19 protein-coding genes are annotated in these 16,052 nt (G+C 60.7%); 15 read left to right on the top strand and 4 right to left on the bottom strand.

All coding sequences use genetic code 11. The features are described 5' to 3' along the window. Positions 1-39 precede the first annotated feature (39 nt). From CH249_RS09975 to CH249_RS09955, 6 genes are read left to right on the top strand one after another with little or no spacing between them, the layout of a single operon-like run. Entirely contained in the window at positions 40-300 is a 261-nt protein-coding gene (locus CH249_RS09975) for a hypothetical protein (protein WP_143544417.1), read from the top strand. Beyond that, on the top strand, positions 300-1,205 hold the full coding sequence (locus CH249_RS27550; protein ID WP_143544415.1) for a hypothetical protein: 906 nt from the start codon (positions 300-302) through the stop codon (positions 1,203-1,205). The genes CH249_RS09975 and CH249_RS27550 overlap by 1 nt, the downstream gene beginning before the upstream one ends. Continuing rightward, the gene (locus tag CH249_RS28725) at positions 1,202-1,678 is read left to right on the top strand and encodes a holo-ACP synthase (RefSeq protein ID WP_094681795.1); all 477 of its coding nucleotides are present in this window, start codon (positions 1,202-1,204) and stop codon (positions 1,676-1,678) included. The genes CH249_RS27550 and CH249_RS28725 overlap by 4 nt, the downstream gene beginning before the upstream one ends. Further along, positions 1,671-2,042, top strand: coding sequence for a helix-turn-helix transcriptional regulator (locus CH249_RS09965; protein ID WP_094681794.1), 372 nt, complete (start codon positions 1,671-1,673; stop codon positions 2,040-2,042). Before CH249_RS28725 ends, CH249_RS09965 begins: the two co-directional genes overlap by 8 nt. 29 nt (positions 2,043-2,071) lie before the next feature. Further along, entirely contained in the window at positions 2,072-3,244 is a 1,173-nt protein-coding gene (locus CH249_RS09960) for an ImmA/IrrE family metallo-endopeptidase (protein WP_094681793.1), read from the top strand. Beyond that, positions 3,241-3,888 (top strand): C1 family peptidase, encoded by a 648-nt coding sequence (locus CH249_RS09955; RefSeq protein WP_179273231.1) that lies wholly within the window; start codon positions 3,241-3,243, stop codon positions 3,886-3,888. Before CH249_RS09960 ends, CH249_RS09955 begins: the two co-directional genes overlap by 4 nt. 72 nt (positions 3,889-3,960) lie before the next feature. On the opposite strand, the gene CH249_RS09950 is transcribed toward CH249_RS09955, so the two are convergent. After that, the gene (locus CH249_RS09950) at positions 3,961-4,935 is read right to left on the bottom strand and encodes a nucleotide kinase domain-containing protein (RefSeq protein WP_094681791.1); all 975 of its coding nucleotides are present in this window, start codon (positions 4,933-4,935) and stop codon (positions 3,961-3,963) included. Between the two features lie 337 nt (positions 4,936-5,272). Between CH249_RS09950 and CH249_RS09945 the strand changes: the two genes are divergently transcribed. The 3 genes from CH249_RS09945 (at position 5,273) to CH249_RS09935 (ending at position 7,234) form a co-directional block, all read left to right on the top strand. Next, a complete protein-coding gene (locus CH249_RS09945; protein WP_373453543.1) occupies positions 5,273-5,566 on the top strand; it encodes a hypothetical protein in 294 nt (97 codons plus the stop codon). 91 nt (positions 5,567-5,657) lie between these two features. Then, a complete protein-coding gene (locus CH249_RS09940) occupies positions 5,658-6,764 on the top strand; it encodes a serine hydrolase (protein WP_094681790.1) in 1,107 nt (368 codons plus the stop codon). Next, positions 6,761-7,234: a helix-turn-helix transcriptional regulator gene (locus CH249_RS09935; RefSeq protein ID WP_094658134.1), complete on the top strand. Its 474-nt coding sequence runs from the start codon at positions 6,761-6,763 to the stop codon at positions 7,232-7,234. Before CH249_RS09940 ends, CH249_RS09935 begins: the two co-directional genes overlap by 4 nt. Positions 7,235-7,253: 19 nt before the next feature. On the opposite strand, the gene CH249_RS09930 is transcribed toward CH249_RS09935, so the two are convergent. Beyond that, entirely contained in the window at positions 7,254-7,649 is a 396-nt protein-coding gene (locus CH249_RS09930; RefSeq protein ID WP_256988250.1) for a hypothetical protein, read from the bottom strand. 145 nt (positions 7,650-7,794) lie between these two features. Continuing rightward, positions 7,795-8,322: a hypothetical protein gene (locus CH249_RS09925; RefSeq protein WP_256988249.1), complete on the bottom strand. Its 528-nt coding sequence runs from the start codon at positions 8,320-8,322 to the stop codon at positions 7,795-7,797. A gap of 262 nt (positions 8,323-8,584) precedes the next feature. Between CH249_RS09925 and CH249_RS09920 the strand changes: the two genes are divergently transcribed. Then, positions 8,585-9,259 carry a hypothetical protein gene (locus tag CH249_RS09920; RefSeq protein ID WP_094647373.1) on the top strand — a complete coding sequence of 225 codons (675 nt, stop codon included), beginning with the start codon at positions 8,585-8,587 and terminating at the stop codon, positions 9,257-9,259. Between the two features lie 14 nt (positions 9,260-9,273). Further along, positions 9,274-9,927 carry a hypothetical protein gene (locus CH249_RS09915; RefSeq protein WP_143544413.1) on the top strand — a complete coding sequence of 218 codons (654 nt, stop codon included), beginning with the start codon at positions 9,274-9,276 and terminating at the stop codon, positions 9,925-9,927. Here the strand turns inward: CH249_RS09915 and CH249_RS09910 are convergent, their stop codons facing one another. Next, positions 9,928-11,835 (bottom strand): NAD(P)/FAD-dependent oxidoreductase, encoded by a 1,908-nt coding sequence (locus CH249_RS09910; RefSeq protein WP_094681847.1) that lies wholly within the window; start codon positions 11,833-11,835, stop codon positions 9,928-9,930. A gap of 216 nt (positions 11,836-12,051) precedes the next feature. On the opposite strand from CH249_RS09910, the gene CH249_RS09905 reads away from it, so the two are divergent. Genes CH249_RS09905 through CH249_RS09890 form a run of 4 tightly spaced genes read left to right on the top strand, consistent with a single transcriptional unit; the run spans position 12,052 to position 16,049 of the window. After that, positions 12,052-12,714, top strand: coding sequence for a nitroreductase family protein (locus tag CH249_RS09905; protein WP_094647190.1), 663 nt, complete (start codon positions 12,052-12,054; stop codon positions 12,712-12,714). Positions 12,715-12,740: 26 nt separating this feature from the next. Then, complete coding sequence (locus tag CH249_RS09900; protein WP_094681786.1) at positions 12,741-14,303, top strand: class I adenylate-forming enzyme family protein; 1,563 nt, start codon at positions 12,741-12,743, stop codon at positions 14,301-14,303. Then, entirely contained in the window at positions 14,300-14,926 is a 627-nt protein-coding gene (locus tag CH249_RS09895; RefSeq protein WP_094681785.1) for a TetR/AcrR family transcriptional regulator, read from the top strand. The genes CH249_RS09900 and CH249_RS09895 overlap by 4 nt, the downstream gene beginning before the upstream one ends. Continuing rightward, positions 14,916-16,049 (top strand): serine hydrolase, encoded by a 1,134-nt coding sequence (locus CH249_RS09890; RefSeq protein WP_094681784.1) that lies wholly within the window; start codon positions 14,916-14,918, stop codon positions 16,047-16,049. The genes CH249_RS09895 and CH249_RS09890 overlap by 11 nt, the downstream gene beginning before the upstream one ends. Positions 16,050-16,052 lie beyond the last annotated feature (3 nt).

Here is a 16,052-nt window from a genome sequence, read left to right as displayed (position 1 = left end):
TCGAGCATAAGGCAGTACGAGATGGGGCGGAGCGATTGCATGCCTGACAAAAACGACATCAGACAGTGCATGATCGAAGCACTTGGGCTGACGAACGGCATGACTACCAGCGAGGTCGCCCAGGGACTGACGGAACTTGGCAGTGACTACATGTTCGAGCTGGACAGCAAAACTGCCGAATTTCTGCTGGTCTCAGCGGAGATTGTCGTAGGTCACGACCTTCCCTGCCCAGCAGACCTGGGCGAAGACCGATACGCCACCCTCGGGGACCTGATCGATATCGTAGTCAAGGAGTTATAATGGCGCTACATATATCTGGAGAAAACATCTCAGACTCTTGGGTGAAAGCATATGACGCCCTTTCCCGAGAAGCTGACTGCAGTGCCGTCAATATGACTATCACCGTTGAGGATCCATCCACGGAGATTAAAGCCATCCGAAGGGAGATCGACCTCGATGTTGCTGCGCGAAAATTTGCAGGAGAAAGAGCTTTCAACAAAAGCGTTCACACTGTTGCAAATACTATTTTTCCTATCTCGCTCTACAGACCTGGTCGGCCTGATGCGTTCTATCAGGCGGCAGCTACTGGACAGTCCGGCCGAAACGGTAATATAACATCATGGGGTCCGAATAGCGGCACCTATATTGGCCGTCTACTGCGCTACCCCACCTACGACAAGGGACACTTTAATCAACTAGAACGAGTATTGAAAAATCTCGACGCCGATTTAAACTATCAAGACTGTTACGAAATCTCGCTCGATAGCGATACACTTACGACATTGCCAGATAATAACCTACCAAGGTCGGCATCGGCCTCAACATACGTGCCTGCATATGATAATTACTATCGGGGTGGTCAGTGCCTCTCACACATAAGCTTGAATCTGTCAAAGGAGAAGCGTCTTTCTATGACGGCGCTGTACCGCCATCAGACTTACCTTTCGCGGGCGTATGGCAACTTTTTGGGCCTTTCGCGACTTCTACACTTTCTCGTACGTGAGTCCCGTAAAGACCTGCGAGTAGGCGAACTGATGATCGTCGCATCACACGCCGAGATTGAGAAGGAAGCGCGTTCCCGACGCCAAATCTTGGTGCGCTCATGTAATGCTCACCTCGGGGAGGACCCTCAGAAAATCGAGTGGCATTCAAGGGGTTTCGGACAGTCCTGGTCGGACCTGCGTTTGCCGACCGTCAGCGCATGATGCCCGTGCAGATCGCGACCCAGCTTGAGTCGCTTTGGTGCAAGTCGCCCACCCCATACGGGTTTAACGGACGGCTTCACATAGGGATAGATGTAGTCGACATCGAGACAATCGGGCGCCAGCTACGAGGATCGGCAGGCGATCGATTTTGCAAGACAGTGTTTTCGGAGAGTGAGATTGAGGACTGCAGAGGGCGACCGGATCGATTCGCTACACGCTGGGCCCTGAAGGAGGCGGTTGCAAAAGCCATAGGAAGCGGATTCAGGCTGGGACTCCGGCCCAAGGCGATCGAGGTCGTCACGAACTACACAGGTGCCATCAGCGTTCGCCCCTCCCTAGACGTTGTCTGGCCTCACGAAGCCGCAAAGTGGCAATGGACAGCATCCGCAAGTCACGAGGGGGGGATTGCCGCAGCGATAGTTGTGGCCGTCGAGCCTATCGAATCAACAGAAAAAGGTAGCACGCATGACTGATCAAGAGTCTTCCAAGGCGGGAGATGCCGATGCCCTCGCCATCAAGCTCGCCGACCGGTTGAAAGAAGAGCGCGAGTATCTCGGACTTAGCCAGGAGCAGGTGGCAAAGGCACTTGCTGTCTCGCGCGCCGCTGTGAGTGCCATTGAGACTGGGCGCCGTAAGGTAAGTGGTATCGAACTTGCGCAACTCTCCAAACTTTACGGCACTTCAGTGGATCGATTACTTGGAAGCTCCACTCCTGCAGACGAATCAGTGACGCAGCTGTTCCGGGCGACTAAGGAATTGTCAGAAAACGATAAAAGCCAAGTCCTTCGGTTCGCCGAGTTTCTGAGTAACACAAAGAACAATATCTCTGGCCCGTAGATTTATAACACGAGAGGAGATGACTGCAAGTGCCCACGCGCCAGCAGCTAAAACAGGCTCAATCCAAGGCGGCAATGGAAGCAACGCGGTTACATCGAGAGATGGGTACTAAGTTCGATAACCCCGTCGACGTACTGCAAATGACACGGGACCTAAATCTTGTTCTAATGATGCAACCTTTGGACAACCTGCTTGGTTTTTACGTGAGACGAAGCGAGGCCGCCGGAATCGTTATCAGTAGCCGCATCCCGGAAAGCTTGCAGCGCTTTACACTTGCACACGAGCTCGGCCATCACATCTTGGGGCACGATGGCAGTGTGGACGCTAGTCACGAACTCGATCGATTCGATGAAGACTCGATTTTAGAAGTTGAAGCGCAGGCATTCGCTGCCTCGCTTCTAATGCCTTTACCGCTGACAAATCGGGCTTTACGCGATTTGCCAGCGACGCGCAGTCACTCAAAAATTCAAGATTCAGACGCTTACCTATTCAGCCGGCAGCTAGGTGTAAGTTTCTCAGCGGGCGTATGGGCACTTCATCGTAAGAACCTCATTTCGTCACGCGAAGCAGGCCAGATGATCAAGCGAGGAGCCTTGGCTGCGAAATCCGCTTTAATCGGAGGTGCACCAGTCAGCGACGCGCGCGCCGACATATGGACTCTAACGGAGGAAAACAATGACCTGACGGTGCTATGCAGGGTGGGAGACGAGATTCAGGTCCGCCTAAATGAAGACACCAGCACTGGCAGAGTCTGGATCATCCAGAAACCTAAGGCCACAGACTTCGAATCATCTTCTACACAGCCTGAACTTTCATGGGACGGTCATGACTCAGTCTCAACGACTCAGTCCTCGGTCGCCGAGACTGTACCGTACGTGAAAGAAAGTTTACGAATTGCAAAAGATGAGCACCTCCTAACTCAACGGAGAGAGGGTGATGTAGCTCCTGTGGGCACCCATCTAGATTTGCGAGATGCAGCGTTCTTTCCCGGAGACGGCGGTGTTCGTGAGATCGTATTCATACCGCAAGAAGTAGGATCCAGCCGCGTCGAGATTAACCTGAAGCGACCATGGGTTACAGACGACCCCACCTCTTTGACCTATCAATTCAGCATTTCAACGCGCTCTCGCCAATTGGCCGGTGCCGGGCTGTTTGCACCCGACCCCGACACTTGGGTTGTCGACCGGTCCGCGACAGCATGAATCTCGATTGGATAGTGGACCGACGCGGTGACGCGGGCCCGGTCATTGATCAAGGGGCACGACCAACTTGCTTGTCCTGCGCGACGAGTTCGGCGCACCACGAGCGGTCAGGACAGGCGCGATCCATCGAATTTCTACATAACGCCACCCTGAGCAAGCCGAATGGCTCAGGGAATTTCAGCTCCGTTAAGCAGGCACTTCTGGCCGAAGGTCAACCACCCGAGTACCAGTGGCCGTATGATTCGACAATCGACGATGCCGACGCGAAAATCCCGAAGCACATACCAGGCCCCTTCGAGCGTGCCGACTACGATGTGAGCTCAGGCAATGACATTGATAGCCTCGTCATTAAACTGCAAGCTGGACTGCTACCAGTAATCGGGCTTGCCACAACGAGACCGTTTATTCAGATGCAAGGAGGGATTCTAATAGATCCTGCTGCACATCTGGACGGTCATGCCGTTCTTCTGGTGGGCGCCGCGCGGTATCAAGGTCCTGATACTCCCCAGGTGAAGAAATCAGATATATTCATGTGCATTCAGAACTCATGGGGTAAATCGTGGGGAGTATCCGGATTTGCCTTAATTGCCCCATCAGCCTGGATAGATATGGTGCTAGTTTCAGCTGTTTTGACCGATTCTTAGCATCTTGACAATGCCCGTATCCGTTACTGCCATATCAAGAAGTTCGAGTTTTCTGCTGCTTACAAGGACGGCTCAGCAAAACAGGGGAACGGATGCCCGCCGAAGCTCATTAATTCCCCATTTTGGCGGAAAAAAAGGCACATCGCAATCGCTAGTGGCTAGAAACTTTTGCTTTATCCGAGTACGATTTCCCTTCCCTGTGACATCCGGGTGCATAACTCGGGCGTACTTATCAGTCTCACAAAATAGATTTTGACAGTCTATCAACGTCAGGGGTCGACCGAATAGGTCCTCAAAGTCCAATTGATAGGTTGAGCATTGTTCGCGCTGAGAATTTACCATCCATTCGATTATGTTCGGGGCATCGTGCCGACTCGCCTCCGGAAAACACTTCTGAATCCCGCTGATTGCACCTGGACCCGCCACTACGAAGTCGTTCTCGTCGAAGTCGATAAGCGTTGTATAGTTGAAGTCCACAGTGAGTTGATATGCAAGAAATGGTCCAAGAGATGGATACGATTGGATTATCTCGAATACCGATCTTAGAGAATCCGCTTTTGCCAGCATCTTCGGTAGGCCCGATGCCAACATATGATCGATTAGCAGGAGGTGGTTTTTATGCTTCCGCACCGCCCCGAACGGCGGTGGTGGAATAATGTATGCTGCCGAATATACGCGAGCCTTACGGCTTAGCATATCATCCAATACATCACAGAATCGATCGACGTTGTACTCCCGTGCGTTCACCTCTCCGAACGCCTCTTCGAGTGCATTCCAGGTCGAAGTCTTGTTGAAAAACCTGAAGAGTAGAACCCTCAGGACGAGGTCCTCAGCATTCTGCGAACCTTCATAGGCAACACGGATCAAATCCTGCGAGACCCTGTCCGCTGCCCTGTATGCGTTGGTAAATCGAAACTGTGAGATCACCGGATCAGTACTCCAGGGACCGGGCTGGCCCGCAACGCGAGAGTGGTACACGCGCTGCCGCTCCGAGGCGAAGAACCAATACGATCGGAGGACTTCGGACGGGCGCCCCCATCGACTCATATAGCTCGTACGGATTCCACTTGTTGGCCCGATCGATTCTTGCATCGTGTGCATGTCGTCCAGTCTGTCGTAGCAACCCCAACATTGCACTGACCCACGCCGATTCACTCAGCTTGTTGAGTCAATGACGGCGTTCACCTGGCCTTACGCCCAAGTAGTTGCTGTGCCCGTCCCGCAAGCGTCACGAGTTGCGGAAATCATAGTTCCGCTAGGAGGACACCCTCCCTCGCCACACTTAGATAGTGCACGACCAACCAGCAGATCAGGCCGGGAAGGTGGTGAGCCAAGAGCCTGTTTCAGTCGGCGCGACGAGAACCCCGTCGCCAAGACCCTCGCTGTGGTCGATAGTTGCGTTCGCAACAGTAATGCCCGACCGTTCGACTCGACCAGCCCCGCTCACCTGATCGACCAACACGGTGTCTCGACACTCATCCACGAAGGGTGGCTCGAAGACCCGTCCGTCACCGGATTCACTCGTCGCCGGTACGACCGCTACGTCGAACTCATCACCGCATGGGCCACCGACATCGGCACCAGCCCCGAGCTCGTCGAAATGTGGCTCGTGCAGCGCTGGACCGCCCGCCTCAACGAAGCACGACACGGCCGCTACACCGCACCGACGCTGTTCTGAACGGTTCGATCCCCTGACGAGGGGTTGCCGCGCCGCACACCAGCTTCTATGGTTATTCCGTAATTACGGAATAGCAGATTAGGAGAGTTCGATGCGACGCTCGACCTGGATCTCGACGACCTGCGCAACTGTGCTGTTGGTAGGCGGATGCGCCACCGACCCCGACACAACTGCAGCGACCACCACAACCCCGACGCCGGAGAAGTGCGCTCCCGTCACGTCCACCGACCTCGCCACCGAGGACGGGTGGATCGGACTGATCGATCAGGCACCCGACACCGTCAGCCTCGTCATCGACGACGGTCGCGGCCGAACCGTCGAACATCGGGCCGACCAAGAGCAGGTACTCGCCTCTGCGATCAAAGTGGTGCATCTCGCCGCCTACGCGCAGGCCGTCGCGAACGGCACCATCGACCCCAACGAGCAAGTGGCCCTCTCGGATTGGGAACGGTGGTATGTGCCCGGCACCGACGCCAACGCACATCCGAAGGCCTTGACCAGGTTGGGTATTGCGAACGCCGGCACCAACGCCACCGACCCCAGCGCCACGGTCCGCATCGACGACATGGTCTCGGCCATGATCCAGGAAAGCGACAACTCGGTGCCCGACTACCTCCGCTACCGACTCGGAGATAAGGCACTCGTCGACGCCGCAGCCACCGGAGGTTGGCAGAACTTCGAGCTGCCGAGCATGGTGGCCGACATGCTGTCGGTCTTCGATCCTGAACTCGCGGATGCAGATCCCTGGGAGACCGCACAGAAGTGGGCATTCGACCCGCAGTTCCGGGTCCAGGCCGAGGCGTCCGTGCAAGTGCCGACCTACGAGGACCAGGTATCCAGGGTTCAGAGCAGTTTCCGCGGCGGTTCGGCCGAAGAATTGAACGGAATGTATCGCGCCTTCGCGGACGGGACTTACGGCGAAGCATCCGACACCATTCTGCGTCAACTGGAATGGCAACCTGCCGGCGACAGCGTCCGCGGTATCGGCTTCAAAGGGGGCAGCCTCCCCGGTGTGCTGACCCAGGGATTCGAGGTGCGCCGCAACGACGGAACGGTCGCGACGGCGGTGTGGCTCACCGACGGGCTTCCGGCCGACAGGTTCGAGCAGGCCATGACCCAATTCGGCGTACAGCAACAACTCATCGTCGAGGCGATGCTCTCGCCCGAGGTTCTCGACCGGATAGCCTGCGTGGTGTGAGCACAGAGTTCGAGTCGAGACTGGCAGAGCTGGAAGCCCGCGTCGCCGAGCTCGAACGACGCGACGCTCCCGAGCAGCCCGAGGCCGCCCCGTCGACGGGCGGCATGGTCGCCTACCAAGGCGACGTGCATCTGCACGGAACGGTCCGCTGGGACATCGGTTACTCCCCCGACGCCATCGTGGAGTTACCAGTTCCATCGGCATCGGAAGTGCTTGCTGCCCTGGGACATCCGGTGCGGTTGCAGATCGTGCGAACACTGCTGCGCGGCCCGGCGAATGCTGCAGAACTCCTTGCAGCAGTGGGACTCGGCTCGTCCGGTCAGATCTATCACCACCTCAAGACGCTCAGTTCGGCGAACATCGTCGAGCAGCACGGCCGCGGCGACTATCGAATTGCCGCCAAACGAGTTGTGCCGCTCTTGGTTTCGATGCTCGCCGCCGCCGATATCGCAGGCGATCTGGGTACCTGACCGCCTACAACACCGCGCGTCAGGGTACGAACAACACTCCCAATCCGGGGATGAGGGCGTTCGACGCATCGGGATTCTCGCGGTCGTGGGTGACGGTCACGAAGACCGGACCTGCACCCGTCTGAGCGGTCACCTCGGTCGGCAGGCGGTAGGCCTGCGGACCACCCTGATTGGCCGGCTGCGTCCGATCGATCTCGTCGTTCCAGTGCCGCAAGCCTGCGGAACCCGCCTCACCTGTAGACAGGTTGCGCCAGTCGACCGTCAGGTGCCGGTAGTTGAACTGGTAGTAGTACGGCCGGATGTCGGCGGCCGAGAAGCGCACCTCTCCTGGCTTCTCGCCGACCACAGCGCGAATCGGAATGGTCTGAACAAGTCCGCCGGGAACGCGCGCAGGGACGAACTCCGGCCCGGTCACGACAGGTACTTGAAGTACCGACTCTTGCGGAGCAGCAGTTGCAGTTCCGGCTCCAATGCCGAAGACCAGGGGTATCGAAACCGCAATTACTGCTGCGGCCCGTCGCATCGATGGCTGCATCGTGAAACCTTTCGTCGGGGTCCAATCAGGGAATGAGCACTACGCCCGCGCCGGGGAGAAGTGTGTCGAGGTACGGCGAGCCCCACTGACCGCCGTTCGAGTAGTCCTTCGTGTGCGTCACCGTTACGACCACAGGACCCGGCCCGGTGTTTGCGACTACCTCGAGGGGCAGATCTTCCCGTCCGTAGGGTCCACTCGGCGATGGTGTCGGATCGTCCTGCCAATGCCGTAGATCAGCTGCCCCCGTGGCACCTGTCGCCAGGTTTCGCCAGTTCAGGTTCAAGTACCTGTACGGATACTGATCGGCGAACGGCGCAATGGTCGATGCCGAGAAGCGCGCGACACCGGGCTCGCCGCCCACGGTGGCCTTCATCGGAATGGTCTGGAACAACCCTCCGGGCACGGCACCGGGTGCGATCTGGAAGCCGGTGACCACCGGAATCTGGAGCAGCGTGGTCTGCGGAGCTGCCACGGCCGTTCCCGTACCGATGCCGAGCATCAGGGGAACTACGAGTGCGATCGATACGACCACTCGCCGCAATGTCTTTCGCATACAGCACGCCTTTAGATCATGTCGCACAACGACATACCGGACCGTTTGTGGCCTCGCACCACGAACTCCAGCTTGAACCTGAAACATCAAGTGGTTCTTGAGTCTTTACCGAACCCACCCTCGCAGTCACAGCGACAAAAGGACCACCCGTATACCGATTCGTGATGGGGTCGTGACACGACTGACGTTAACAGACCACTTGGCCCGTTCGATTCATTGATCAGAGGTGACGCACTCCGCAGCCACCGGTGAGGACCATCGAATGAGGCAAGTCCGAAACATCGTGGCCATGAGCGCGTTGATCGCCGCTACTGCTCTCGCATCCACGGCCTGCGGCTCCGACGAGCCAGCGAGCAACCCACCCACGCCTGCCACCAGCGCAGCGGCTGCTCCGTCGGCAAACGGGTCCACCGAATCCGACGGTGGTAGCGGCGCAGGCGGAATCGCACAGGCTCCCGACATAGTCACCCCGGTACAAGCAGTACCCACCGCTGCGGACACACCAGCAGTACCGCCCGCCCCGAACCGCGACGACGTCAACGTCGATGCGCGCGACTACGAGCAGCCCGGCGGCCAGTACTTCTTCCAATCCCCCAGCGGAAATGTGTTCTGCGCATTCAATTCGTTCAACGCTCCCGGGACCATCGTGGGCTGCCAGGTCCGCTACTCGGTACCGGGCAACACCGGCCGAGAATGCGCGAACACGGCGAACAACACCTACGGGGTGCAGATCACCCAAGACGGCACCGTCGAACAGATCTGCACCAATCAGGGCATCTTCGTCGGCGATCCGAACAACGGCGACACCCAGGTTCTCCAATACGGTCAGGTCATCGGAGTCACCGGCAATTTCTGTCGCTCCACCGAAGCGGGCATCACCTGCTACGACGGCGATCGAGGCTTCATGATCTCCCGCGACGTCAACATCGCGTTCTGATGAGGGAGCTCCGAGTGTTCCGCAGAACCGCCCTCCTCGCTGCCGCCGCATCACTGACCGCTTTCGCGCTGACGGCCTGTGGCGGCGAGGACACCCCGGCTGCCGCGCCGACCCAGAGCACCAGCGTCACCGCACAGATGCCCACGCCACCACAGGTGACCATCGCAGCGCCGTCGAACACCGATGGTGCCGACGAATCGACGGACACGCCCTCGGCGACCGGTACGGAACCGACGGCCGACAATCCCGCGAACAACACCGCGCCCATCACACCGGTCGACCCGGCCAGCTACTCGGTGACCGACAATCAAGTTGCATGGAAGTCCCCGTCCGGCAACGTGTACTGCAAGATCGGATCGGGCCCTTTCTCCTCCGGCTGCCAGGCATCCGATGCGCCGGTACCCGATGGCGCAGGCACCGATTGCGCACCGAACACCACGTTCAGCGTCGACATGCTGTCGAAGGGCTTCTACCTCGACCCGGGACACGTCACCCCCACGTGTTTCAACCAGGGGGTGTTCGGAGCCGAGGGTCAGAAAGTGTTGGAGTACAACACTTCCATCGCCTTCAACGGCTTCACGTGCTTCTCCCGCGTCGAGGCGATGATCTGCGACGCGGGTGGCGGGCACGGCTTCGTACTCTCGATGCAGCAGGCGACGTCCAACTGATCAGCGAGCCTCATCCCGTCGAGGCTCCATGACGAAGTCGTCCAGATCGGCCCGACGCGTCATCTCCCAGTAGTCGACGATGCGCCACGGCAACGTCGAGACCACGCGTCCGGCGTCGTTGCGGTACCAGTTGTCCATGCCGCCGTGCGACCAGATCATCTTGGCGTGCGCCTCGTCGTGCTTCCGGACGTATTCCGCTTCCACGTCGGCCTTGCACTCGATGGCTCCGATTCGCTTGTCCACCATGTCGATCAAGACATCGACGATGTAGCGAACCTGGCATTCGGCGATGGTGATGTAGCTGCCCCCGTGGCCAAGTACGGTTCCGGGGCCGCAGGTGAGGAAGAAGTTCGGGAAGTCGGGAACAGTGATGCCTAGGTACGCGTGCGCATCCTCGGGGCCCCAGATATCCCGGATGGACTCACCCGATCGCCCGCGTACGTCGATCGGTGTCAACAGCTTGTGGGTCTCGAAGCCCGTCGCGAGAATCACCACATCGACCTCGGTCTCCGAACCATCGCGTGCCACAACCGAGTTGGCGGTGATGGACGAGACGGCATCGGCGACGAGGGTGATGTTGTCGCGCTTGAGCGCGGCGTACCAGCCGTTGTCGAGCAACATCCGCTTGCCGAAGGGCGGGTAATCGGGAAGCGACTTCTCGATCAGGTCGGGTCGGCCCTCGAGCTCGGCTTCGATGTAGCGGGTGAACACGCGTCGATGCGCATCGTTCACCGGGTTGATCGAGCGCGCCGGATGCTCCCACTCGGGATCGACCTGCAGCGAGCTGTGCACCCGATCGTTGAAGTTCCAGGCCAACCGCGTTCGGTACCACAGGCGATACAACGGAACGACATCCATGAGGTAGTTGGCGTCGTCGCTCATCTCGGTGAAATAGACGTCGCTCGACGCGACCCACTGAGGTGAGCGCTGGAAGACCGTCGCATGCCCCACCGTCGACGCGATGGCCGGCAGCACCTGCATGGCACTGGCCCCGGTTCCGACGATGGCGACACGCTTGCCGGTCAGATCCAGATCGGCCGGCCAGTTCGCGGTGTGGAAGATCGGGCCGTCGAACGACTCCAGGCCGGGGATATTCGGCACCTTCGGCCGATTGAGCTGACCGGTAGCGGTGATCACCACGTCTGCGGTCAGCGTCTCGCCGTCGAACGTCGTGACGGTCCATCCCTGCCTCTGCGCGTCGTACTCGGCGGTCGACACCTCGGTGTCGAAGCGAATGCGTTGCCGCAGATCGTGTTCGGACGCCACGTCGCTGAGGTACTCCCACACCTCGTCGCGCTTGCCGAAGTGAGTGCTCCAGGCCCGCGGCGCGAAGGAGTAGGAGTACAGGTGACTCGGTGTGTCGACGCCGGCACCGGGGTAAGTGTTCTCGAACCATCCACCGCCGACGTCGGAGTTCTTCTCCAGCACCGTGTGACTGATGCCCGCCTCGTGCAGCTTGATGGCGGCGAGCATCCCGGAGACACCGGCACCGATCACGATCACCGACAGATCGTTCGGTGCGGCCACCGGAGTCTCCGCAACCACGAAGCCCATGTCCTCGGCGACCATGACGCCGAACTCGGGAGGCACCTGTTCACCGACGGCCAGGCTGATCATCTCGACGAGGTGCTCCGAGTCGGGTGAGGGCACCGCCATGGGCTCGCCCTCGTGGAAGGCGCAGATTGCGTCGAGGGCCGCGGCACGGATGCGGTCGGCCACTGCGTCGTCGAATCCGCCCCTGTCGTTGTCGTCCATGCCCCGACTGCGCGTGGGGCGATACGGATCGGCGAGCCACGTGCGATCGCCGGTCAACTGATAGAGCACCGCCACCAGCGTGGGCAGGTTGGCCGCAGAGAGAGCCCGTGAGAGCCGGTCCCGATCCACCCGGTCCCGATCAACCCCACCCACGGTTTCCGCTGCCGTTGCTGCGTCTGTGGACACCGGTACCTCCTGTTGCGCGCTGCTCCATCCGACTCCGACAGCTCAACTAACCACGGTTAGGCCATTTCCCGCAAGGGATTCGCGATCTCGATATTCACAGCTTTTTGACCCTTGACAATGTGGCCCACGCCACACGATGCTTCAAGGCATTACCTAACAGCGGACAGGCGAAGGGATTCACCCATGGAACTCACCGAGGCGATGCGTACCACCGGCACCTGCAGGCGGTACCTCAGCGATCCCGTTCCCGACGAGGTGTTCAAGGCCGCGTTCGACGTCGCCCGCTTCGGCCCGCAGGGCGGCAATCGTCAGCCCGTGCGGTGGATCGTGGTTCGCGACGCCGCCCGCAAGCAGGCCCTCGCCGATCTCTACCTGCCGATGTGGGACGCGTATTTCGCCGGCATCACCGGCGGAACCGTCGCCGTCGGTGCATTGCCCAAGACCGTGCAGGACGCCGACTACTTCGCCCGCCACCTCGCCGAGGTGCCCGCCATCGTGGTGGTCTGCGCCGCGCTGGACGGACTGCACCCCACCGACCACGAACTCGGCCGACTCTCCGTCGTCGGCGGCGCATCCATCTACCCCACCGTGCAGAACCTGTGCCTGAGCCTGCGCGATCAGGGCGTCGCCACCGCGGTGACGACATTGCTGTGCCACGAGGAACCGGCCATCCGCGAACTGCTCGGCATCCCGGACGAATACATCACCGCCGCGCACATCGCCGTCGGCTATCCGGAGAAGTCGTTCCCGCGCAAGCTCACCCGCGATCCAGTGGAGCAGATCGTTGCGGCAGAGACGTTCTCGCAGCCGATGTTCGACTCCGCTGCCCTCTCGCCTGCACTGTAAAACCACAGCTTCTGAAGGAGTCTGCCGTGCCCGGTACTGCCACCCACCATCGCTCCCCCATCGGCCGCGCCACCATCGGCGATCAACTTCGTCGTCATGCGCGGACTCAGCCGAACAAGGTCGCATTCATCAGCTACGCGGCGGACGGCACCCGCGAGGTCACCACCTACGGCGAACTCGATTCTCGTGCAAACCGGTTCGCCAACCTGCTGGTCGATCTCGGAGTGACCACGGGCGACCGCGTCGCTTCTATGGCTCGCAACAGCGTCGACGTGGTGGTCGCGTACTACGGCACGCTCAAAGTCGGAGCAGCCTTCACCGGCATCAACGTGATGTACCGCGCGGCCGAGGTGAAGCACCAGCTCGAACATGCGGAACCGACTGTGGTGGTGGCCGATCCGGCCTATGCCGAGATCATCTCCTCGGTGAAGCCCGACGCCACCACCCTGGTGACATTCGGGTCCGAATACGAGACACTGACGGCGAACACCCCGTCCACCGAGCCGGACGTCGAGATGGACGAGAACGACGTTGCGATGGTCATCTACACCTCGGGAACCGAGGCAGCCCCCAAGGGCGTGATGATCCCGCACCGCAATTTCCTCATCTCTACCGCGCCCGCATGGAGCTGGGGCCTGCGTACCGGGCCGGAGGACACCTGGCTGTTCGTCATGCCGTTCCACACCATCGCCGGACTTGGCTCGATGACAACCCTCACGCTGATGGGTGCCACGCTCGTTCTGCCTGCGACAGTCGACCCGGCGCAATCCCTGCGCATCATCGCCGCCGAGAAGATCTCCGTCATCGCCCAGACGCCGACGTTCTACCTGGCCCTGGCCCGAGATGCGCAGTTCGGCCCCGAGACCGTGAGCCAGGTCAGACGCTGCCTCACCTACGGTGGCCAGGTGTCGCCACACACGATCAGCGCCTGGGCCGCCGCCGCCCCCGAGGCCATCTGGGGTACCTACTGGGGACAGTCGGAACTCTCGCAGCTCGGCTCGGTCGGCTGGTTCTCCACCCTCGACGACATCCCCGACGGCGACGCGTCGTGGATCGGCAAGCCCGTCACCCACCTCGAGATCAAGGTGGTCGACCCCGCGGGCACCGAGAGCGAGATCGGTGAATTGCTCTGCCGCACTCCGTCGGTGATGCTCGGCTACTTCAAGGACCCCGAACGCACCGCCGAGGTGTTCCGGGACGGCTGGGTACACACCGGCGACATGGTGCGCATCGACGCCGACGGCAACCTGTTCTTCTACGATCGAATGAAGGACATGATCAAGTCGGGAGGGATGAACGTGTCGTCGCAGGAAGTGGAACGCACCATCCACACGCACCCGGACGTGCTGCGCGCCGCCGTCGTCGGAGTACCCGACCCGTACTGGTCCGAGGCTGTCACCGCCTTCGTCATCGCCCGCGACGGAGTGACCGCCGACCCGGCGGCGATCATCGAGTACTGCCGCACCGAGTTGGCGTCGTACAAGGCCCCGAAGTCGGTACACATCGTGGCCGAACTGCCCGTCGACCCGCAGGGCAAGATCCTCAAGCGTGAACTACGACTGTTGGCGGCGGTCGAGGAAACCGTATGACGCAGCCCGATGCTGTGACTCCGCTACCCCGGCAGATTCGCACCAAACAACGACGAGACGACATCGTCGCCAACGCCGCGAATATCTTTGCGCGTGAGGGCTACTCGAACGTGGGGATGCGCGACATCGCCGACGCCGTCGGCATCAAGGGGGCCAGCCTCTACCACCACTTCCCGTCCAAGGAAGACATCCTCTTCGCGATCTGTCTGACGGTCACGCAGGAACCGGCCGAGGAGAACCTGCCGCTGCTCGACGCGGCCGGGACCCCCACCGAACGCCTGTCGTCTCTGGTGCGCGCGCACCTGGTGCATCTGAACCGGAGACGGGTCGAGTACATCGTCGGCCTGCACGAGCTGGCCTCGCTCACCCCCGAGCACCGCACCGTCATCGAGGACTACCGCCGCCAGTACCAACGACGCGTCCGCGACGTGATCACCGCCGGAATGCGCAGTGGTGAATTCACCGTCCCGGACGCGCGATTGGCGTCGTTCGCGCTGACCGACATGCTCAACGGCATCAGCAACTGGTTCCACGACGGCGGCGAGCTGAGCATCGAGGACGTCGCCGACGGATACGTCGAACTGGCTGTCCACCGCATTCTGGGAGCGGCACATGACGATTGACGGTCACTGCGACGCACGCTTCACCGCGGTACGAGACGCGTTGAGCGCCAACCTCGACAGCGGTGCAGAACTGGGCGCATCCATCGTGGTCGACATCGACGGCCACACCGCCGTCGACCTGTGGGGCGGCCATCGCGACACCGAACGTCGCTTGCCGTGGGAGTCGGACACGATCACCAACGTGTGGTCGACGACGAAAATGGTGACGTGTCTGGCGGCATTGATGCTGATCGACCGTGGGTTGGTCGATCCCGATGCGCCGGTGGCGTCGTACTGGCCCGAGTTCGCGGCCGCAGGTAAGGAAGACATCGCGATCCGGCACCTGTTGTCGCACACCTCCGGGGTCTCGGGCTGGGACCGACCGTTCAGCGAAGAGGACCTCTACGACTGGGAACTCTCCACCTCGCGGCTGGCGGCGCAGGCACCGTGGTGGGATTCCCGGACCACCTCGGGTTATCACGCGGCCAGCCAGGGCCACCTGATCGGAGAAGTCGTCCGACGCGTCACCGGAACATCGTTGCGGCAGTTCGTGGCCGACGAGATCGCCGGCCCCCTCGGTGCCGACTTCCAGATCGGTGCCGCCGAGTCCGACTGGGATCGGATCGCCGACGTCGTACCGCCACCACCGCCGACCGATGATGGCGTACCCGATCCGACGTTGGTGCGTCGCAGGACCTTTCTCGGTCCGTTGGTGCAGGCCTCGTCGGCGAACACCCCGGCGTGGCGCGCCGCGGACATGGGCGCACTGAACGGGCACGGCAATGCCCGATCGGTCGCGAGAATCCTGTCCGTCATCTCCCGAGGCGGAACCGTGGACGGCGTACGACTGCTGAGCCCGGACACGATCGACACGATCTTCGAGGAGCAATCCGACGGAGTCGATCTGGCCCTGGGCATTCCGTTGCGCTTCGGCCTGGGTTTCGCTCTGCCACAGCACGAATCGATGCCCTACATCCCCGACGGCAAGGTCTGCTTCTGGGGCGGCTGGGGCGGATCGCTGACCGTTCTGCACCCGGAATCGAAGCTCACCATCTCCTACGTGATGAACCGGATGGGTCCCGGAATCATCGGCTCCGACCGAGCCGAGCAGTACGTACGGGCGGTCTACGCCGCCCTCGCCTGACGG

The sequence above is a fragment of the Rhodococcus sp. 05-2255-3B1 genome (assembly GCF_002258545.1).
Classification (GTDB): Bacteria; Actinomycetota; Actinomycetes; order Mycobacteriales; family Mycobacteriaceae; genus Rhodococcoides.
Note: the sequence above shows the minus strand (reverse complement) of the source record. Positions and strands in the feature narration are given on the sequence as shown.

Bases quoted from the DNA above. Each gene is read 5' to 3' on its own strand.
- CH249_RS09975 (WP_143544417.1), top strand. From the start codon at position 40: ATGCCTGACAAAAACGACATCAGACAGTGCATGATCGAAGCACTTGGG.
- CH249_RS27550 (WP_143544415.1), top strand. From the start codon at position 300: ATGGCGCTACATATATCTGGAGAAAACATCTCAGACTCTTGGGTGAAA.
- CH249_RS28725 (WP_094681795.1), top strand. From the start codon at position 1,202: ATGATGCCCGTGCAGATCGCGACCCAGCTTGAGTCGCTTTGGTGCAAG.
- CH249_RS09965 (WP_094681794.1), top strand. From the start codon at position 1,671: ATGACTGATCAAGAGTCTTCCAAGGCGGGAGATGCCGATGCCCTCGCC.
- CH249_RS09955 (WP_179273231.1), top strand. From the start codon at position 3,241: ATGAATCTCGATTGGATAGTGGACCGACGCGGTGACGCGGGCCCGGTC.
- CH249_RS09950 (WP_094681791.1), bottom strand. From the start codon at position 4,935: ATGAGTCGATGGGGGCGCCCGTCCGAAGTCCTCCGATCGTATTGGTTC.
- CH249_RS09940 (WP_094681790.1), top strand. From the start codon at position 5,658: ATGCGACGCTCGACCTGGATCTCGACGACCTGCGCAACTGTGCTGTTG.
- CH249_RS09925 (WP_256988249.1), bottom strand. From the start codon at position 8,322: ATGCGAAAGACATTGCGGCGAGTGGTCGTATCGATCGCACTCGTAGTT.
- CH249_RS09920 (WP_094647373.1), top strand. From the start codon at position 8,585: ATGAGGCAAGTCCGAAACATCGTGGCCATGAGCGCGTTGATCGCCGCT.
- CH249_RS09905 (WP_094647190.1), top strand. From the start codon at position 12,052: ATGGAACTCACCGAGGCGATGCGTACCACCGGCACCTGCAGGCGGTAC.
- CH249_RS09895 (WP_094681785.1), top strand. From the start codon at position 14,300: ATGACGCAGCCCGATGCTGTGACTCCGCTACCCCGGCAGATTCGCACC.
- CH249_RS09890 (WP_094681784.1), top strand. From the start codon at position 14,916: ATGACGATTGACGGTCACTGCGACGCACGCTTCACCGCGGTACGAGAC.